Origin of the sequence: Niastella populi (assembly GCF_002078015.1) — a bacterium.
Classification (GTDB): Bacteria; Bacteroidota; Bacteroidia; order Chitinophagales; family Chitinophagaceae; genus Niastella; species Niastella populi.
This window is the reverse complement of the sequence record NZ_LWBP01000195.1, coordinates 73988-93051: the sequence shown is the minus strand read 5'-3', so window position 1 is coordinate 93051 and position 19064 is coordinate 73988. Positions and strand designations below refer to the sequence as shown.

The following is a 19064-nucleotide window of genomic DNA, read 5'->3' as shown; positions in this document are numbered from 1 at the left end:
CAAAAACCTTATCTGTTTTAATTTTGCTTCCAAAAGTAATAGCAGAAAACTGTTTATTAAGATCAGTTGTTCTTTTAAAAACATTGGCCTTATTGGGGTTGTAAAAATTAAGTTCTTCCCTTATTACTGCCCGTTTATTAAATTCAACTTCGTAAAAGTACCTGGTTTTATTTTCAACAAATTCTATGCTGAGGATTGAATTTTGGCCTGGGGTGTTTGGGTCAAATAAAAATGGGTTATATTTCAAATTGTCAGTCTTCTTTTCTACAGGATCCAGGACCAGGTCTCTTAAAAACTCAAGCGCTTTTAATATAGTTGTTTTGCCAGATGCATTGGCGCCGTAGATCAGGCATAATTTCAGCAAACGTAATCCTTTAATAGGCTCGACTATATAATAATCTTCTAAATGGGTTGATTTTGTGGCCTCAAAAGACAATAACTGCTCATCCTTTATGGAGCCAAAGTTTGATATTTTCAGCGAAATAAGCATTATACAGGAATGAACTGCAAATTAGTAAAAAATCGAATAATAGTGATTTTTAATAGCAAAATATGTAATTGGTTTACATAAAAGCCGCAAAAATGCTGTATTTGAAGCAGTTTTTGATGTAAGCGGGAAGCGGGGGCTACGCAGGTAGACCCGTTTTTTTTGATTTATATAGGGCCGAAAATACTTGTCAAATTTTCGGTTGCCTGCTTCCGGCGGTGCGGCTAATTTTGCCTTACAAGATCAATCAACTATGGAATTGACTTTTGACATCATGTACAAAGCCTGTGTGGAAAAGGATGAATCCTTTGAGGGAATGTTCTTTACCGCGGTGAAAACCACCGGCATCTTCTGCAGGCCTTCCTGTACCGCCAGGAAACCAAAGCGGGAAAATGTCACCTTCTTTTTTTCTGCCAAAGAATCGATCCTCAAAGGCTACCGGCCATGTAAGGTTTGCCGCCCGTTGGAAAAATTAAATGAAACGCCTGTTCAAATAAGAGAGATCCTGAAAGATATTGCTGAGAACCCCGGTTCAAAGATCAAAGATGCCGACCTGCTTAACCGCGGCATCGATCCTAATACCATCAGGAGATGGTTCCTGAAAAATCATGGCATTACCTTCCAGGCTTACCAGCGCATGTTCCGCATCAATACTGCTTTCAAAAGAATACAGGGAGGTGAGCCGGTCACCAGCGCTGCATACGATTCGGGATATGAATCGGTAAGCGGGTTCGCCGATTCCTTTAAGCAGGTATTTGGCGTTTCGCCCAATAAAAGCCGGGCGCAGGGGGTGATTGACCTAAAACGGCTGGAAACTCCTTTGGGCACCATGTATGCATGTGCTACCGGCGAAGGCATTTGCCTGCTTGAGTTTACCGACAGGAAAATGCTGGAAACAGAATTCAAATCGCTTGCCCGTTCCCTTAATGCAACGATCGTTCAGGGGGAGAGTAAATATTTTGATCTGCTCGAACAGCAGTTGACGGAATATTTTGATGGCAAAAGAATAACGTTCACCATTCCATTGCACACCCCCGGATCAGAATTTCAGCAATCCGTGTGGAATGCGCTTCGCAGCATCCCTTTCGGAACTACAGCGTCTTATTCTCAACTGGCGGCCAGTCTTCACCGGGCCAGCGCCGTAAGAGCGGTGGCGAATGCAAATGGTTTTAACCGGGTGGCTATCCTGATACCCTGCCACCGGATCATCGGGGCAGATGGGTCACTGACCGGTTATGGCGGCGGGATCTGGCGCAAACAATGGCTGCTCGACTTCGAGAAGAAAATAAAAGGATAACCGGCTGTATTGCGTTTGCTCTTTGGTGATAGATCATTTGCCCATTACTTTCTTCCGGTGCGCCAGTCCCCGGTAATACAATTCTTCCTACAGTTTTGTAGTGTGGGGGAGAAGGCGGATTGCTATTAATTGATTGTATTATTGTATCACCTTCGACACAATGGGCGAATAAGCTTTCCGGTTGCGGCTGCCTATGGCAACAATTCTGAACCAGTACCGTTTTTCGGAGGTAAGTCCCCGGAAAGTATACCTGTTGACAGAGCTGCCTACCGCAACCCATTCAGTTTTTGGTCCGGGCGGTTCAGTAGTATATTGATGTGCGTAAGCTCTTGTGCCTTTTACATTCCTGGCTATGGTTGTAGCCTCGCCGGCTGCCCCCAGTTTAACTTCCAGTTTCTCAATAAAAGGCTCGCTGCCTGTTTTACTCCGTTCCTTATTTGCGTCGAAACCACTGCTTAGGATTATGGTTCTGTCCCCTTTACTTTTATCTGTTACATAGCTGGTTAATTTACCCAGAAGATCAAGCACGATTATTTTCTTATCATTTTTGATCGATACCCAATGTTTATCGCGCCCTGCTGCCTGAGCAAGCGCCTTCTGAAATTGTGGAAGCACCTTTGCTAGTTTAGCCAATGCTGCGGGTGGATCGGGGAACACCGGATTGCCGGGCATTTTTTCTAAAACACGATGGGCTGTTAAAGCAATATGACTTTGGTTTTTTTTGTATTTAGTAACTATCCGGTTCATGCATAAATGTCCTTAAGGGTTAAAAACTATAATTGCTATGCTATTAATCAGGACTGAACCGATAAAATGTTTTTGCGTATTGGTTACTCAATCTCTTTATGCTGCGGGAGTCTGAATGGTTGGGAATAGCTTTGGGCGCGATTGTAGAATGCAAATATAAGGGGCTCCAAAATCGAAATGATTTTTTTCCTTTTAAAGCCGGTATTTTATGGGTTTCCCTATTGATTTTTACGTTTGATCACTAACATTAGTAATTAATACGCCATTTTTACTGACTGAAATCAGTGAAAATTTGTTTGCCCGGACCCCGAAACTGTCAGCAAACTAGGGAAATCTGTTAGCGCGGTGTCTGCGCTAACAGATAATGAGCGAAATCTGTCAGCGCGGTGATCGCGCTAACAGATAATGAGCGAAATCTGTCAGCGCGGTGATCGCGCTAACAGAAAACGCACCTGCGCTGACAGAAAATGACAAAAATCTGTCAGCGCGGAGCCGGCGCTGACAGAAAATGAAGAAGACTTGTTAGCGTGGAAGTTACGCTAACAGAAAGCAACCTAAATCAATTTATTCAGAACAGGCGCTGACAGAAAGCGTACCGAAATAAATTAAAAACGTACCTGGCAAACAAAAATCATACTGCAATAAATGAAAAACTATCACTGCAAACAGGAAATGGTATTAGTTCCAATAATACTGCAACATTTCAAACTAATAATTTTTATTGCTTAGGTATATGTGGCCGTTTTCAACAATTTACCCGCCCCGGTCAATCCAAATTCGATCACAGCAAGCTCGTAAATAATGCTCAACATTCGCGAGTCGTTTCACGTTTGCCGTTTCACGTTTGCCGTTTCACGATAGACCTAATATGATACCAGCGTCGTCACACTCGATGCCGGTAAATTAATTCCAAAGCTTCCGTTGGAAATCGTAAAGTTGTCTGCAGTAAGATTGGCACTGCTGGTTGTTCTGTACCTGTTGAAACCGGCAACGGTGGCGCCGGTAATGCTGAACGGCTGATAGGTGATGGCTGTATTCTGATTGATGGCCACGATCACTACCCTTGAACCGCTCTTGTATGCAGTTACATATACACCGTTTGTGGGGTTGGCAGTACAGGAAATTTTTGAATAACCGGGCCGCACATACCGGGCCCAATGCGCCATCACATAACCGCGTTTGGTAATATTGCCGTTTTCATCCATCGGTCCATAACTGCGCCTTATATACCACCATACATACATGTTATACCCGGCATTCATACAGTCGTGAATTTCCTTGGCCACGCCCAGGGCGTCTGGCCAGCCATTGGCATTATTGGTGTTGGTGTAATGTTCCGTCATCCACACTTCTTTGCCATTCGAATACGTGTAGGGCGTTTTGCCGTAGATATGGCCGCATACATACCCTGTTTTTGACCTGGCGGTGGCATTGTTCAGGTAGGTGTCCATATACGTTTTATCCATATTGAACGTTTCGGGCGCCATTATCGGTGCGCCGCAGTTGCTGCCTTCAGCGGCCACAAAGGATGCCACTTCCGGTGCGGTAAGCTCCATAGATTCATAGTTGACGGTAATGTTGGGTTCGTTGATCGGACTGATGGCCGTTACGCCGCCTACTGTAGTGCAGAAGTTGCGTAAATGCGCCGCATAACCGGCATAGGCATCCGTTCTTAATTTTCCGCCAACGTGGTTGTTGTTGGTTTTCATGGATGCGGGGGCCGTCCACGCTGATGCAATAACGGTAGCACCGTATGATTTGGCCGCATCGATGGTTGGCTTTTCGAGTGAAAAGTCGGAGCTGTTGGGTGATACGCGTACGCGCAATACGCTTAAGCCGATGCCGCTGGTTGAGAAGGCAGTTGTGCGTTGTGCAGCGGTAAGGTCTGCGATCCAGCCGCGGATACTGGCGCCGCCAAATCCCCTGATGTTTTGTTGTACCGTGCCGGCGTTTACGACAGCCGTAGCCTCTTCGCGGGGTGGGTTCGATGGATCGGGATTTTCGTTGTTTTGGGGCAGGCTGCCTTTCTTGGCGCAGCCTGAAAGCAATAGAATTACCGTCAGTAATCTGATCAGATCTTTTTTCATTGGCAATGTTTTAAAGTTGATAGACAAAACTCCTCCCCCTGCCGGGGGAGGCCGGGAGGGGGCCGCACAAACAGATGCAAATGCCTGGGAACAGCAGTTGGCCTGCCGGGAAGGGGTGCCACGCTTCGCTTACGACGCGGCAATAAGTGTGGCACACCTGGCAGCATGAAGTGGTGAGAAGGAAACACCTCAATCGTTGATCATATGGCAAGCAATGCAGCCGTTATCTTTTGCGTAACCAAATTTAACAAGAAATTGAAAATTATCCTGATCGCGCTCTTTTCCATTCTTCTCAAAATATAGTCCAATTGTCTCATTGCATAAATCTGCCAGGTGCGCCATTGATGCGGCCCTGCCAGCGGGAGTATGCGCTCCTTGCAGGTCGGGTTGTAATGTAGATTTGCCTGTTCTGCAGGGTGCAATTGCACCTCATAAAAGTGCTAGACACGATGAGGCGCTTTACAGATCTTTTAGTTTTACCACCGCATAAAACGCCGGTTTGGGCTGATAGTTCCTGTCGAACAGCAACGGATAATTGGTGCGGTTGCGCACGGGGAAATGGTTCAGCCATGACTGGCCGTCATGCACACCCCAGAAGGTGATGCGGCTCACCTTGTCTTTATATTGTAAAAACAATTTGAACAGGTCTTCGTACCCTTTGCTGAGCGTTGCCTGTACAGAATCGGGCAGGCCCGCAGGGTAGGGGTTCAGTTCATTGGTGCTATTGGCAGTTCTGGCGCTTACGTCGGCATTGTCGCCGCGGAAGGGATTGGGCAGCACCGTCAGGTCAAGTTCGGTGAACATTACTTTTATGCCGAGGGCAGAAAACTCTTCGATACTTTGTTCAATTGCTGTGAGGGGAATGTGCGACGCCCGCCAGTGGCCCTGGATGCCTACGCCGTCGATCTTTACGCCGGCAGCCTGGATCTTTTTGATCAATGCTATGGCGCCCGCTCTTTTCTTTGGCTGTTCTATATTGTAATCGTTGTAATATAATTCGGCATCGGGCGCCGCCGCCTGTGCCAGCCGGAACGCTTCTACTATATATTCTTCGCCAAGTAATTGCAGGAAGACCGATTTGCGCAGGGTGCCGTCATCGGCCAGCGCCTCATTCACCACATCCCAGGAAAATACTTTTCCTTTATACCGGCCTGCAACGGTGGTGATATGGTCTTTCATATACTGCCGAAGCGAATCGGCATTGTTCATTTTTCTTACATAGTTGGGCAACTGGCTATGCCAGATGAGCGTGTGGCCGTTTATTTTAATATGGTGTTTTTTTCCGTAATCAACCAACTGGTCGGCCACAGTGAAATTATATTTATCCCTCTCCGGGTGCAGGTGCGTTGCCTTCATGCTGTTCTCGGGGGTGATGGCATTGAAGTGTTGCAAAACCAACCGCGCCGAAGCCGTGTCTTTTTCCATGATCTGCGCAGGGTTGAGTGCGGTACCGATAAGGAAGTCGTTCCGGAAGGTTTGTTTGAGTGAAGGCTGTGTGGCTTTTTGCGCTAATGTATGTTTGACCAAAAAGACGAACAATATTGGCAGGATGTATTTATATTGATGTGTCATTGTGTATATTATTTGTTTTTGTGAAATATGATTCGAGGTAAACAGAAGAATATCGAATGTTCAATTTCGAATGTCGAAATATATACAGCTTAAAGCCAAAAGCCCTAGGTTCACTTCGGCATTCGATATTCTACATTCAATATTCGACTTTGTATGCTGTATTCTGTATTCCCTTTCTCATTTCTCATTTCCCAACCTATTTCTCGCTATATACTCCGACGGTAACATATTGTACTTCGCCTTGAACGACCTGGCAAAATAATTCGGTGTCGTAAATCCTACCTGGTATGCAATTTCAGCAATGGTCATATTGCTCTTTTCCATCAGCACCGCCGCTTTTTCGAGCCGGAAAGAACGAATGTATTCAACGGGCGACTGACCGGTTAGCTCCAGCAATTTGGAATATAGCGAACTCCGGCTCATACCTACTTCCTTGCTCAGCCCTTCTACCGACAACTGCGAATTGGTAACGTTCTTTTCGAGGTAGCTCACTATCTCCTGCAACAACTTTTCATCGGCCGACTCAAACTGCACTTCCGGGGCAACTACTTTTATTTGTTTTGTAAAGGCGCTTTGCATGGTGCGCTGCAAGTTCAGAAGGCTTTTGATCTTTGCATGCAGTACCTCGAAATTAAATGGCTTCGTGATATAATCATTGGCGCCGGTGCCCAGTCCGCGCAACTGTTCTTCCTCACCGGTCATGGCCGTTAGCAATATTACCGGTATGTGACTTGTTCGTTTATCGGCCTTCAGCTTTTTTACCAGCGTAATGCCATCCATTTCGGGCATGCTGATATCGCTTACGATCAACCGGGGGTGACAGGACAGCGCTTTCTGCCAGCCTTCTTTTCCATTTGCCGCTTCCAGGATCTTATAATTGTTCCGGAGATTGTCTTTCAGGTAGAACCGGAAATCCTCATTGTCTTCTATCAGCAGTATCGATAAGTCCACGGCGAGGTGTGCCACACCTTCTTTTGCTTCGACAGCGAGGTGTGGCACACCTTCATTTGCTTCGACGGCGAGGTGTGGCACACCTTCGTTTGCTTCGACGGCGGGGTATGCCACACCTTCTTTTGCTTCGACGGCGGGGTGTGCCACACCTGCCATTTCCGCCGGCAATTTCAACGGAATTTGTATTATGAACGCCGAACCTTTGCCCATAATACTTTCCACGTCGATGGTGCCGCCATGCATTTTTACAAACTCTTTGGTGATCGATAACCCGATCCCCGTTCCCTGGTTTAAAATATGTTCGGGCGTATTGTTCTGCGTAAAGCGTTCGAAGATATTCTCCAGTTCTTCGCGCGGAATGCCAATACCGGTATCCGTTACCCTGATGGCCACCCATTGCCGGTCACTGCCATCCTGTTTTTCCGCGGTATTAATTTCAACCCCCACATCCCCGCCGGCCGTCGTAAACTTAAAGGCATTGGATAACAGGTTGAATAAGATGCGTTCCATTTTATCGCGGTCGAACTGCGTGTGCAGTTGAGAGATCTGCGAAGTGAAGGTGAAGTTGATGTTCTTTCTTTCCGACAGATCGCGGAACGATTCACATACTTCTTTTATAAATGACACAAATTCGCCTTTCGATAACTGCAGTTTCAGTTCATGCTCTTCCATTTTTCTGAAATCGAGCAGCTGGTTCACCAGGTTCAATAACCGGCGTGCATTGCGCCTGATCATTTGCAGTTTATCGGTTTTTGTCCTGGCGGTTTCCTCATTGATCAGTTGGTCGACCGGTCCCATTATAAGCGAAATAGGCGTTCTGAAATCGTGACTGAGGTTGGTGAGGAATTGGAGTTTCAACCGGTCGAGTTCCTGCATTCGCCGTACTTCGGTGCGTTCCTGCTCTATCGCGAATTTTCTTCTCAACCGCGCAATGGCGCGGTAACGGCTGTACAGCAACAGACCCGCTATCACCAGGAAGTAAAAGATGTATGCATAAATGGTAGCCCACCACGGCGGTTTTACATATATTCTTATGGTAGTCTCCTGTACGCTCCACACCCCATCGTTATTGCTTGCTTTAACCCGGAATGTATAACGGCCGGGATCGAGGTTGGTGTAGGATGCCGTATTGATAGTGCCGGTATAATTCCATTCCTTATCGAACCCCTCGAGTTTGTACGCGTACCGGTTTTGTTTGGGATTGGTATAATTCAGCGCAACGAAACTCAGCGCAAAATTCTGTTTGAAATCGAGCCTGATCTCCTGCGCTACACTAATATGTTCGCTGATGGGAGAATCGTCGCCGGCAATAACCGATTTGTTGCTGATCTTCAGATCGGTGAACAATACCGCCGGTACATTGCGGTTGGTGGTGAGCGCCGCCGGATCGAAATAGTTGAAACCCTGCAGCCCGCCGAAGAACAAAGTGCCGTCAGACAACCGGATGCCCGCGCCGTGTACAAAATTGTTGTTCTGTATCCCGTGCTGGTTATTGAAGTTGCGAAAACTTTTTTTGTTCAGGTCGAAACAGCCGATACCGGTATTGGTTGAAAGCCAGATGCGTCCCTGCAGATCTTCCACCAACTGGTAAATGGTGGTGTTCTGCAGTCCGTCTTTCTCCCCGAAATTGATAAACTGGTTCTTTGCTTTATCAAACAAACTCAACCCGCCGCCATAGGTTCCTACCCATATACTGCCATGCCTGTCGCACAACAGCGCTTCAATCTTATCACTGGGCAACCGGCTGTTATCGCGTGTGAATACTTTGAACGAGCGGGTAGCCGGGTTATACATGGCGAGGCCGGCGCCATGTGAACCGATCCACATATTGCCGTCATGGTCTTCCGCAATAGCCCGCGTATACCCGTTTACGGGTATTGCATGTTCATTGGGGCCATTGGGGTTTGGCTTGAACTTTACGATCACTTTTTTATTTTGCATCACATTCACCCCGGCGCCATTGGTACCTACCCAAATATTGCCTTTGCTGTCTTCTTTCAAACAAAAAATATCGTTGCTGCTGAGGTCGCCGGGTCCGGTTCCTTTTTTCAGGTTTTCCAAACGGCCTGTTGCGGGGTCGAGAATATACAAACCATGCCCAAAAGAACCGATGTATAACCGGTTATCCCTTGCAGGTTCCAATGACAGGATGGCCACAGGCAGATTGTTGCTCTTCGGAAAGGGGAGCCGCCGCAGCTTTGCGGTTTTACGATCGAATTCAAGCAGGCCCTCGTCATCGGTACCTATAAATACGTTCCCGTTCCTGTTTTCGGCCAGCGAGGTAATTATAGCTGCCTTGTTGCTGTTCTCCTGGAAGGTATTGCTGAGTTTGAGATTGAACAGGTTCAGGTTCCGGTCGTATTTATTGATGCCGCCGCGAAAAGTGCCGAACCAGTAAATACCCTGTTTGTCGATAAATGCGCATCGTACATTTTTGCTGGTAAGGCTGTGAATGTTCTCCGCGTCGGGTTCAAATACCGAAACCGCCTTTGTAACCGGGTTGAATTTGTTCAGGCCCACGTTGGTGCCTATCCACAGTTCTCCCTCCTTATCGGCCGCAATGCAATTGATTTCGTTGCTGTTGATGCCAATGGCGTCGGGGCCGGTGTTTTTGTAATGAATTAAACGCGATTCGCCGGCCGGTAATTTATTCAGTCCCTCGATAGTGCCGAACCACACATTGCCGGTGCTGTCTTCCGAGATCGTTCGCACCACATCGCTGCTCAAACTGTTGGGGTCGGCCGGGTTGTGGGTGAACCGTTTAAAGGAATCTGATTCCCGCTGGTAGAGGTAGAGCCCGTAATCGGAACCTAACCAGATGCGATGTTTGCTGTCTTCAAAAATACAAAGAAGCGTTACGCGCACCCGATTGGCGCCTTCCGGCCTCACCAGGTTTACGGGGCGCACGATCTTTGTGACCGGGTCGAACTCATACACGCCTTCAAACTGCGCGATCCATAATTTACCGCGGTGGTCGCAGCAGATACTCCTGATCACTGATTTGGTGGAAAAGCCGCCATGAACGTTCTGGTAGGGAAAATTGGTGAAATTATCTTTTGTACGATCGTACAGGCTTAAGCCGCCTCCGCTGGTGCCTGCCCAAACATTGCCCTGTTTGTCTAAACACAGCGTCAGGATCTCGTTCACCCGTAAACTATTGGTATCGCCGGCAATGTTGCGGTACACGGTAAAATTAGTGCCGTCGAATTTGTTCAGTCCGTCGTCCGTGGCGAACCACATGAGCCCGTGGCGGTCTTTTATAATGGTATTGACGATGTTTGACAGCAACCCGTCTTTCGACGATAGGGACGTGAAATTTATAGCGGCCTTTTGCCCCGAAGCCGTAAAAAACAACAACGGGCAAAGGGAGAACAATATATATCTTATAAATACCATGGCAAAGCGATCGTAATTCAGGTGTGCCACATTTTCCCGGTGATGCAGGCTTAAGTGTGTCACACCTTTCATTACTTAAATGTACGAATGACGATTGAAATAACTGCGTTACGGTTTTTAACAGTGGCACAATAAAGTTAAGATGTGCCACACTTTTCCTGTGTGGCTGACGTAAGTGTGGTACATCTTAACCTGTAATTTGAACATTTATGACAGTAATACGAACATTTGTGCCATAGCTCCGGAACCATTTTAAAGAAATTTACAAACGTTACCGTTAAACCACTAATTGCGGGCGGAGGCGGAAGGCGGAAGGCGAACTTCGGGATCTCAGCATTTAATTGGGAATAAAGTATTGCGCGAGTTAGCCTTCAGCGTTTCTCCGGCAATTACGTGGCTTTTGACAGGTAACAAGGGAGGTGTGCCACACCTTCGACCTAAAACTGTATTGCTTAACCACTAACTGATTGCTGAATGGCCAACTTGCTATTGGGTGTACCCGCCTTACGGTGGGTGGCGCGAACGCGTATACCCATCCTAACCATCCCCTTATTTATTTTACTGATCTCCCCCGGGTGTAAAAAAGGATTCAAAGAATATTACAGCGACGAAAATCCCAAGGGCGGTTTCCTGTACAACAAACTCAAAGCAGATCCCACATTTAGCATTTTCACCAAAGGGCTCGAACGGGCCGACCTGGTTCAATTCATCAGCGAAGGCGGCTTGTACACCGTTTTTGCGCCTACTGACGAAGCCTTTTCTAAATACCTGGGCAGTAACGGGTATGGTTCGGTGGAAGATGTTCCGGTTGACAGGCTTTTCAGGATCCTCAGTTTCCACATTGTAAATAATATGTGGTATTACTACGACCTGAAAGTGCGTTATGCCTCTTATCAGCAACGGCTGTACCTCACCCGCAACAAAAAATTCGTGCATATTGACGTAACTGCTGCCGACTCCATAAAGATCAATGGCGTGCCGGTAGTGAATTCCCTGCGTGATATCGATGCCGCCAATGGCGTTATCCACGGTATCAATACCGTGCTGGTACCCCTGCCAAACCTCGAAGAAGTGTTGCAGACCGATCCCGAACTAAGGAACAGTACGTTTTACCGGCTGATGCAGTTGACGGCCGACAGCGCTTTCGACCGCTTCAATAGTTATGACCGCGACCGCGACGGTCGTATGGATTCTGTTTTTTATAAAACCTATCCGTTACTGAGCGGCGTGCATACTTCTATTGAATATCGGCAGAACACGGCGCCCGCCAACCAGGGCGGCGATCCGTTGTCGACCACTTTTTTGATGCCGTCGAACCAGGCGCTGGATGCATTTATTGCGCCTGCACTTGCGCGTATCGATAACAGTGTTACCGATAAAGTTGCGGCTTTGTCGCCCTCGTATGCCGAAGCGGTGCTGGAAGCCTATTTTGTTGCCGATACCGTTGTAACCTCCAATGAACTGATCAACCGCACCCGGGTGATACGATCGGTAGCCGGAACCATCCTGCCTGCGTTTGCCGATGACAATTTTCTCAGGAAAGACATTGTTGCCAGCAACGGAACCATTCATGTCATCAATAATACATTCATCACGCCGCCTGCATTGACGAGCGCGATGGGACAGGCCACGATGGATCCCGAGCTCTCGTCCTTTATGGCTGCTGTACAGGGCGCCTCGTTAATGCCTTCGCTTACCGTAAATACCCGCACCGGTACTTTCTTAGCGCCTACCAATGCAGCCTTCGAGGAAATAGGGCTCGATGTAAAAAAGAAAACGCTCAACGGCGCTTTATTAACGGCTACCCAGTTCAGTAATATCGTCAGGCATCATATCATCAATGAGAACCTGGCCCCGGCGGGGTTAACGGGTACGAAGAATACCGATCTCGGCGGTACGCAGCAACTGGTGTTCAGTAATGGCGGCGCTACGGTAACGAGTGCATCGGGTGTGGTGGCAACGGTTACCTTACCTGAGGTGAGCAGGGGACCGGGAACGCCGGCGGTTGGGTATGTGTATAAGGTGAGTAAGGTGTTACTCCCCAGACCGTAAAAATGTTTAATGACGAATGTCGAATATCCAATGTCGAAGGGAAGGAAAACGCCGGCTCGCTGTATGTATTTCGACATTCAATATTCAGTATTCTTTTGTTTTCAGCCTGCATGGGGGAATTTCATTTCAATTAAAAAAGAAAGTCTTGTGTATGAATAAACTTATTAAATATAAATGGTTGTCGGTACTACTTGCAGCGTTGGTTTTTCAGGCTGAAGTACTGGCCCAAACCCCAGTTACCATAAAAGGCCGGGTAACCGATAAAGTGAAGGGCCAGGCCATCGATGGAGTAACGGTGGTTGAAGTGAATGAAAAAGACCGCCAGATCAATGGCGCCAATACCGATGCCAATGGTAACTATACCATTCGCGTAAGCAATACCGCTAACCGCCTGCGTTTTTCCTTTATTGGGTTTGAAAGCAAAACGGAAGCGATAGGCGAACGTTCCGCTATCAATGTGCAACTGGTGCGCGATACCGGCCAGAGCATGAGCGATGTGGTGGTACTGGCCCGGCGCAACGACCAGGTGAGTAACGGTTTTGGCAATACGTCAAGGCGCGATCTTATTGGCGCGGTGAGCTCGGTGAAAGGGGAAGTTTTGGAGCACCAGCCCGCTACTTCCATCGACCAGATGTTACAGGGCCGTGCAGCCGGGGTACAGATCGTTACCAATTCCGGCGATCCCGGCGCAGGCGTCGATATCCGCATTCGCGGCGCCGGTTCCATCAGCGGAGGTAATGAACCGTTATATATTATCGACGGGGTGCCCATTATTTCAACGCCGTTCGATAATTCGGCGAACGGGCAAAACTCCGCCCGCATCAATCCGATTGCCGACATCAACCCCAGCGATATAGAACGTTTCGACATTCTCAAAGATGCCAATGCCGCGGCCATCTACGGCGCCCGCGCTGCCAATGGCGTTATCATCATTACAACCAAAAGAGGTAAAAAAGGCAGAACGGATATTACGCTGAATTCGCAGTTCAGTATGCAGGAAGCGCCCCCTTCCATCCCCGTATTGAGCGGTTCCGAATATAAGGTAATGCGGCTCGAAGCGTTGCAGAACGCCGGCAATATCAATCCCTCGAGCCCCGAGCTGCAACCGCTGGTCGATGATCCTTCTTATTCGGCCTATCAGTATTACCAGAACAATACCGACTGGATGAAAGCCCTGAAACAAACGGGTTTTGCGCAGGTGCATAATTTATCGGTATCGGGCGGGGGGGAAGCCATGCGCTATAATTTCAGTACTTCCTATACCGACAGGAAAGGATCGTTTATCAATACCGGGAATAAACGCTTTACCACCCGCTTCAACCTCGATTATAAAGTATCGGACAAGCTGAGATTCTCGGCCAATATTTCCTTTGCCCGCAGCAAGGTGAACAACCATGCCAATTACGGTCAGGGTACCGTTTATTTCCTCGGTCATGTGCGGTCGTCGGCCCTGCCCATTTATGATATCGATGTGAACGGCGATCCGCTGCCCAACTATTTCTCCCTGCCGGGTGTGCATGGCGGTATGGACAACCCGGTTGCGTTTGCCAATACGGTGGGTAACGATGCCTACAGCACCAACCTGAAACCGAATATCCGCGCCGAACTGGACATTATAAAAGGGTTGAAATACATCAGCAATGCATCGCTCGATTATATCGGGGAGAACGGCAATACGTATTTTCCGCCGGAAGCGACGGGCCTGATCTGGAACGACCGCAGCTTCAACCGTGTTGATACCCGTGATTATGAACGCATGCAGATGATCCTCGATAACCTGCTTACGTACAGCCGCAACCTGACGCCCAACCTGAAAGGGAATTTCGTACTGGGCAATACTTTCAATACGTTCAATTCAAGTCAGCTGATCGCCAGCGCCTATGCAAGCGCATCGGGTAACCTGCGCACCTTAGGTACAACTGGCGGTAACCGCCAGTTGTCTTCTTCGCGTACCACGGAAACCATCGTTTCTGTTTTTGCAAAGGCCGATCTCATTTACAACGACCGGTATGGGTTCAATTTCACCGTGCGCCGCGATGGTTCATCAAAATTCGGCGGCGATCATAAATATGCCAATTTCCCCTCTATAGGCGGTTACTGGCGGGCTTCTTCAGAACCGTTCCTGGCGAAGCTGCCGTTCCTCACCGATCTGAAGTTCAGGGCGTCGTGGGGTCAGCTGGGTAACAGCGGTATTCCCAACTACGCTTACATCAGCCAGTTTGTTGCCGGCGGCAATTATATGGGCAATAACGGCGTAAGCCAGCGCAATCCCGCCCTCAACAGCTTACGGTGGGAAACAAGCGAAAGCACCAACCTGGGTATGGACCTCGACCTGTTCAAAAGCCGCATCGTGGTTACGCTCGACCTGTATGAAAAACTTACCAAAGACCTGTTGTTCAACCTGCCTGTGCCTTCCTCGAGCGGGGTGGTAGGCGGCTGGAATTTAAGTAATACGAACGCCAGCATTCTCACCAACCTCGGCAATATCAGCAACCGCGGTGTTGAGCTCGATGTGATGGTAAACGCCATTCGCGCCAGAAAGGCCGGCGATTTCGAATGGACCATGTCATTCAACGTAGGCCGTAATATCAACAAAGTGACGTCGTTGCCGGGTGGTACCTTACGGCTCACGGAGAACTACGCCAACTTTGGCTCGCAGGTAAAAGAGGGCGATGCATTGGGAACTTATTATGGGCTGGTGTTCAAAGGCGTATATGCCACCGATGGCGATGCCGTGGTGCGCGATGCGAAAGGAAATACCGTATATGAACTCGATGGCCTGAACCCGCGCAAGATGCGATTGCTGAGTGAAACCGGCGATACGCTGAAAGGCGGCGATGCCATTTATGAAGACTTCAATAACGACGGCATCATCAACGACCAGGACCGCGTGCTCATCGGTAATGCCAATCCCGATTTCTTCGGCGGTTTCAGCAATGAGTTCCGGTATAAGAATTTCGGGTTTAAATTCTTTATCCAGTTCCAGTATGGGAATGATGTCATCAACGGCATGCGGTATTATCTCGAAAGAATGATGACGCCCGATAACCAGGCCATCACCACCATGAAACGCTGGCGCAAACAGGGTGATGTAACCGGTATGCCGCGTGCCTTGAACAATGACCAGCGCAACAGCCAGGGATCAACGCGCTGGATAGAAGACGGTTCCTATGCACGGTTGAAATTCGTTACGCTCAATTATACTTTTCCCAAAACCTGGGTGCAAAAGATAAAACTGAAAGGGGTGGACGCCTTCTTTACGGCCAATGATCTTTTCGCTTTAACGAGTTATACCGGCGCCGACCCGGAGATCTCCATTTCCTCCTTTGGTAATAACCCCGCATTGATAGGTGTTGACCGTGGTTTAACACCGCGCAGCAGGGGTTTTACCCTGGGAATAAACGCCCGCTTTTAAAACCATCCTTCATTCAACGATCAATGCAAATGAACAACATAAAACATACCCGGTTGATGATATGGTTAGCGGCAGGCCTGCTGCTCACCGTTACCGGTTGTAAAAAATATTTGAACCAGTCGCCCGAAAACTCGTTAACGGGTGATGATTTCTTCAAAACGGAAGCCGATGCCAATGCCGCCATTACCGGGGTATATGATGCGTTACAGGCCTGCAGCGATGAATTCATTACCTGGGGCGAATTCAGGGCCGACCTGGTTTCACCGCTCAGCAACAGCGATATCACTTACCTGTATTACCAGTTATTCGAAAACAACCGGGTTGGCTCCGTATGGGCGGCGCCGTATAATGTGATCGGCCGCGCCAATACGGTCATTGAAAAAGTGCCCGGCATTCCTGCGCTCGATAACCGGTTTACACAAGAGGAAAGTAATGCCATCGTAGGCGAAGCGCTTTTCCTGCGCGCGCTTAGTTATTTCTACCTGGTAAGAACATTTAAAGAAGTGCCGCTGGTATTACAGCCGCCCAGCAGCGATGCGGTAAACTTTATGGTGCCAAAAGCAGGTGCAGATTCCGTGCTTGACCAGATAGAAGCCGACCTGGCCATTGCGGAAAGGGATGTGCTGGTGCAGTTTGGCAAACCTGCCGAAACAAGGGGGCGTGTAACCAAAGGCGCGGTGAATGCTTTACAAACCGATGTATATCTGTGGCGCGCGAAATACAAAGAAGCCGCCGCCGCCGCTCAAAAAGTATTGAACAATTCAACCTATGCACTGGTGCCGGCTGAAAACTGGTTCAACATCTTCTCGCAAAAGAATGCTACGGAAAGCATTTTCGAAATACAATACGATTACCAGTTGTCTGAGCTGAACAGTTTGAGAGGTATTTCCGGCGCGTTCCTGATGAACCCCGTATTGTTCTCCTACTTCGATGGGGAGAAAGACCTGGTGCGGGGACTGAACAGAACGTATCGCGAAGCAGGCTCCCGCACCTTCTGGAAATATACCGGCCTCACCACCGATAATATTGAACGGCCAACCAATGATCCCAATTTCATTATTTACCGATTACCCGATGTAATGCTGATGTGCGCCGAAGCGCTGGCGCACCTAGGGCCTGACGAGAAGAACAAAGCCGGTGAACTGGTGAATGCGGTGCGCGAACGCGTGGAACTGGATCCGTACGATTTCCTCGATAACAATGCCCCCACCGGTTTGTTCATCGAACTTATTATCAAAGAACGGGCGATGGAGCTGGCGATGGAAGGCAAACGCTGGTTCGATCTCGTACGGGTAGCCACCAACGAAAATCAACCCGATTTTCTGATCAGCAGGGTAGTGGCGGGAAGAACCGTGGCCGAGCGGGCGCAGATCAGGGCGCGCATCATCGACCCCCGGGGCTGGTATTTGCCCATTCACCGCGATGAGCTGAACAAGAATCCCCGGCTGGAACAAAATCCCTATTACCGGTAATTTTTCGAAACAAATTATAATTCAACAACAGGTGAATACTATGCATACAAATACGATCACCCCGAAAAGTGTGACACACCTCAAAGGTGTGCCACGCCTGGTGCCGGCTATATGTTGTTTCATCATAATGGCCATAATACCGGCCTGTAAAAAGGATGGTTTCTCGTACCAGGAGCAAACGCGGCAGGTGCTGGCCTTCGATATGTTGCAGCAGGATACTTCGTTGAGCATTTCGGTGCAGGCGCTGGAAAAAACAAAAATGTCGGCAACGCTGAATACATACGGGCCTTTTACTTTCTTTATTCCCGATAATAATGCCTGGCGAAAATTCTTTGCCGGTGGCGCCAAAACAAAACTCGATGATTTCTCCGATGAGGAATTGAAAACGATCCTCGTTTATCATATTCTGCCAATCCGCATCAAATCGGCCGAGTTCATTCAGGGGCCGCAGGCCACCCCAACCGGCAGAGGCGATTTTATTACGCTCGATATTTCGAAGGGTTTTAAGTTCAATACCATTGCCAATGGTATTGCCAAAGTATATGAAACCGATATTGAATATTCCAATGCGCTGGTGCATAAGATCGATGGCGTGCTTAATCCACCCACACTCACCATTGGTGAATTTCTCGAGCAGAACAAGAGTGTGTACAGCATTTTGATCGGCGGCCTGAAACGCGCCGGTTTAATGGACACGCTTACCAACCTTACCGACGCGAACGGGCAACGGATACGGCTTACCCTGTTCGCGGAAACCGATGATGTGCTGAAGGCGGCAGGCATTCAGGATCTCAACAACATGCCACTGGATGAGCTGGATGCGTTGTTGCGTTATCATATTATTCCCGGCGCCAATTTCAGCGCCAGTTATACGAAACTCAGACCCGCTTTTAACCCGTTGAACGTAAAAGAACGGTGGGACAGCACGCTGCTCTGCATCAATAACAACGACTATATCTACTTTAACCTGGCCGCACAAAAACTCATCAATGAAGAAGCGGATTTTGCGGCTACGGATGTCATTATGCGGAACGGTGTAATTCATAATGTAGATAAACATATTTCATTCAACCCGGCATTGAAACGTACGCAGATCTATCACGTTTTCTGGTCGGGTACCAATTATGCCTATGGCATACCCGGTGTTTCTTCCACGCAGGCGCCGGTACTATCTACCAGCGGCAGTATTTTCTGGCGTTATTATCTCGAAACATTCAATGGCCGCAGTGAATACTTTTTATTTATGGCAGCCGATGGTGTCAACGATTCACTGGTGACCGTAGTAAAGAATGTACGACGAGGAAAGTACAAGCTGGAGATCAGTTACAAGAACGGGTTTGGCAACCGCGGCGATTACCAGTTGAAACATGAGGAAGATCCTATTGGCGGTTCCATCAACTATAACAACGGTACCACTTACGAACAAAAACTGCTTATTGGTTCATACGATTTTAAAACCAGTGGCGACAAGCGCCTGAAATTTGTTTGTACCCGGGCCGGCGGAATTAATCTCGAGGCGCTGGTGCTTACGCCGGAGTATTGAAAAGGCAAAAAGGCATAAAGGCAAAAAGGCATTCACTGATCATTC

At 48.3% G+C, this 19064-nt stretch carries 10 protein-coding genes; 5 read left to right on the top strand and 5 right to left on the bottom strand.

The annotated features are described in order from the left end of the window. The coding region (locus A4R26_RS21005; protein ID WP_165760357.1) for an AAA family ATPase at positions 1-490 on the bottom strand (490 nt) is incomplete at its 3' end. A 250-nt stretch (positions 491-740) separates the two neighbouring features. On the opposite strand from A4R26_RS21005, the gene A4R26_RS21000 reads away from it, so the two are divergent. Continuing rightward, positions 741-1784 (top strand): bifunctional transcriptional activator/DNA repair enzyme AdaA, encoded by a 1044-nt coding sequence (locus A4R26_RS21000; protein ID WP_081167984.1) that lies wholly within the window; start codon positions 741-743, stop codon positions 1782-1784. A 138-nt stretch (positions 1785-1922) separates the two neighbouring features. Here the strand turns inward: A4R26_RS21000 and A4R26_RS20995 are convergent, their stop codons facing one another. The 4 genes from A4R26_RS20995 to A4R26_RS20980 form a co-directional block, all read right to left on the bottom strand. Beyond that, positions 1923-2399 (bottom strand): fibronectin type III domain-containing protein, encoded by a 477-nt coding sequence (locus A4R26_RS20995; RefSeq protein WP_242674974.1) that lies wholly within the window; start codon positions 2397-2399, stop codon positions 1923-1925. Positions 2400-3394: 995 nt separating this feature from the next. Beyond that, positions 3395-4618: a glycoside hydrolase gene (locus tag A4R26_RS20990; protein WP_081167975.1), complete on the bottom strand. Its 1224-nt coding sequence runs from the start codon at positions 4616-4618 to the stop codon at positions 3395-3397. Positions 4619-5077: 459 nt separating this feature from the next. Then, the gene (locus A4R26_RS20985) at positions 5078-6190 is read right to left on the bottom strand and encodes an endo-1,4-beta-xylanase (RefSeq protein ID WP_081167972.1); all 1113 of its coding nucleotides are present in this window, start codon (positions 6188-6190) and stop codon (positions 5078-5080) included. A 177-nt stretch (positions 6191-6367) separates the two neighbouring features. Next, complete coding sequence (locus A4R26_RS20980; protein ID WP_081167968.1) at positions 6368-10609, bottom strand: hybrid sensor histidine kinase/response regulator transcription factor; 4242 nt, start codon at positions 10607-10609, stop codon at positions 6368-6370. Positions 10610-11011: 402 nt separating this feature from the next. Between A4R26_RS20980 and A4R26_RS20975 the strand changes: the two genes are divergently transcribed. From A4R26_RS20975 to A4R26_RS20960, 4 genes are all read left to right on the top strand, one after another. Further along, positions 11012-12589, top strand: a complete 1578-nt coding sequence (locus A4R26_RS20975; protein WP_081167964.1) for a fasciclin domain-containing protein — start codon at positions 11012-11014, stop codon at positions 12587-12589. 151 nt (positions 12590-12740) lie between these two features. Next, positions 12741-16004, top strand: a complete 3264-nt coding sequence (locus A4R26_RS20970) for a SusC/RagA family TonB-linked outer membrane protein (RefSeq protein ID WP_165760356.1) — start codon at positions 12741-12743, stop codon at positions 16002-16004. Positions 16005-16033: 29 nt separating this feature from the next. Further along, positions 16034-17476 carry a RagB/SusD family nutrient uptake outer membrane protein gene (locus A4R26_RS20965; protein ID WP_165760355.1) on the top strand — a complete coding sequence of 481 codons (1443 nt, stop codon included), beginning with the start codon at positions 16034-16036 and terminating at the stop codon, positions 17474-17476. 70 nt (positions 17477-17546) lie between these two features. Beyond that, a complete protein-coding gene (locus A4R26_RS20960) occupies positions 17547-19019 on the top strand; it encodes a fasciclin domain-containing protein (RefSeq protein ID WP_165760354.1) in 1473 nt (490 codons plus the stop codon). Positions 19020-19064 lie beyond the last annotated feature (45 nt).